At 59.9% G+C, this 1,520-nt stretch carries 3 protein-coding genes; 2 read left to right on the top strand and 1 reads right to left on the bottom strand.

The features are described from left to right. Positions 1–738: 738 nt before the first annotated feature. Entirely contained in the window at positions 739–1,089 is a 351-nt protein-coding gene (locus E8D38_RS27675) for a hypothetical protein (protein WP_140637489.1), read from the bottom strand. A gap of 144 nt (positions 1,090–1,233) precedes the next feature. Between E8D38_RS27675 and E8D38_RS29605 the strand changes: the two genes are divergently transcribed. Both E8D38_RS29605 and E8D38_RS29600 read left to right on the top strand, forming a co-directional pair. After that, a complete protein-coding gene (locus E8D38_RS29605) occupies positions 1,234–1,395 on the top strand; it encodes a phage integrase N-terminal SAM-like domain-containing protein (protein WP_219851889.1) in 162 nt (53 codons plus the stop codon). Next, the coding region (locus tag E8D38_RS29600; RefSeq protein ID WP_219851890.1) for a tyrosine-type recombinase/integrase at positions 1,392–1,520 on the top strand (129 nt) is incomplete at its 3' end. The genes E8D38_RS29605 and E8D38_RS29600, both read left to right, overlap by 4 nt.

Genomic DNA, 1,520 nt, shown 5'->3' with positions numbered 1-1,520 from the left:
ACGGGACCTCTTCTCTGATTGCAGCAAGAAATGGCACGCACACAGCGACGCAAACGACCCAAGTTGCAACTGCGAACCAGAACCAGAACGCCTCGGTGAGCATGAGTTCTAACGTTCGACATGAGCGGCAAACAACGGAAGGCGAAGCCTGCCATTGTTTGTCCGCTCGATGGAGGGGTTATGCGCCATTCGGCAGCAGCCCAACTACCGGCTCCTCCGTAGAAGCGACATCAATGATGTGGTTGCCGCAGATGATGCCCCAATGAGTGAACGGACCCGGATACTCAGCGGTTGCGAAGGTTCCAGACGCAACGTAGTCCAGGAAGCGAGACTTCGAGTACTTGACCAGCAGACGCCCCTCACACTGTTCGTACTTGTCGTTCGCAACGTAGCTCTCGTTGCGCACTGAGTAGGCTATGTAGCTACCCCAAACCACCTCGAAGACACGGCAGCCTTCCGAATGCGATGAGGCGCGCACCCTGAAGGATGGGTTCAAGCTCTGGAAGGGACGCAGCTTCCGCAACGGCCTTTGGATCGGCTGGCGCTCCAGCTCGAGCCTCCTCGACGACGACACGAAGTGCGTTGTCTTGGGGCTCGCCCATGGCGCGCAAGAACAGCCACTCACATGATTGGATCTCGGAAGCGGGCGAATTCATGGCGCATAACGTTCGACATGAGCGGCATGCCACAGCGGGCGAAGCCCGCTGTGGCATGTCCGCTCGATGGAGGGGTTAGCCGTCACCGCCGGAAAAATCCCACGGCCCGCAGTTGGGGAAGATGGCGCTTAACCGGGCGATATACCGCCACAAAGCATAACCCGAAGCAAAGCAGCGGCCAGAGCATCGTAGGAAGCTCGAGCGCGACCGGCAGATGTAGCCGAGCAATAAAGATCCAGCCGAAAAGCGGTGCAACGCACACCGCAGAGAACGCGAGCCACAAGACAACAGACGCCACGACCTTGAAGAAAGCCGGGAGGCGTGCTACCCCAAGTAGTGCGTGAACATACACGCAGGATAGAACCAGCAGCACCACGGCGTTGGCTGCGAACCATAGCGGCGGGAGCAGGATGAGCGCGAGCAACTCGTTCACGTGACGGCTAACTTTGTTGTGGCCAGCAGAATAGCCGGATAAAAACGTCGCTCTCCCCGCCCAAAGGTGGGATAGCCCTCAGCCAACCCGCTTGTTGCCTAGGTTGCCCAAGCATACTGTACGCGCATACAGTATAAATGGCCCGTGAAAACCGGCACACCCGCCCTGCCCCCGCTGAGGTCGGCCAAGGTGCTCGACCAGCTGCGCGAGCGCGTGCGCTACCTGCACTACAGCCCCCGCACCGAGAAGAGCTACGTCTACTGGGTGCGTGCCTTCATCCGCTTCCACGGTGTGCCACCGGCATGAGACTGAACGAAGGCCTGCAGTTGCGCGTCAAGGACCTGGAGTTCGACCGGCAGGTGATCCTGGTGCGGGAGGGCAAGGGCGGCAAGGATCGGGTGGTGATGTTGCCTCGCTCCCTCGTGGCACCG

This window comes from Methylibium rhizosphaerae (assembly GCF_006386545.1).
Classification (GTDB): Bacteria; Pseudomonadota; Gammaproteobacteria; order Burkholderiales; family Burkholderiaceae_C; genus Pseudorivibacter; species Pseudorivibacter rhizosphaerae.
Note: the sequence above shows the minus strand (reverse complement) of the source record. Positions and strands in the feature narration are given on the sequence as shown.